General features: G+C 61.6%; 1 pseudogene. It reads right to left on the reverse strand.

The annotated features are described in order from the left end of the window. Positions 1–393 (reverse strand): annotated as a pseudogene (locus tag G3N95_RS40415) (adhesin); the annotation flags it as partial.

The raw sequence follows: 393 nt of genomic DNA on the forward strand, positions 1-393 counted from the left end.
CGTGGTCAACGCCTTCGCGCCCGCACCGATCGCCACCCCGAATGCTCCAGCCGTTGAAGCTCCTGCACCGACCGCAACGCTGACGTTCCCAGCCGAAACCGAGCTCAGGCCCAGTGCGACCGAGTTCGTTCCTGCAGCGGACGCTGCACCGCCAATCGCCACCGCGTCTGCGCCCGTCGCCACTGAGTCCGCAACGGTCGAGTTCGCGTGGAAGTACTTGATGCCACCACCGTTGACGATGTTCGTCACCTGGTTGTTGATGTTCGTGACGTTGTTGCCCAGGTTGCTCAGGTTGTTCGACACGTTCGAAACATTGTTCGAGACGTTGTTCACCTTCGCGTCTTCCGACATCAGCTGGCTCACGTTCACCGCATCGGTCGGGTTCAGACCCGC

This window comes from Paraburkholderia sp. Tr-20389 (assembly GCF_017104565.1).
Taxonomy (GTDB): Bacteria; Pseudomonadota; Gammaproteobacteria; order Burkholderiales; family Burkholderiaceae; genus Paraburkholderia.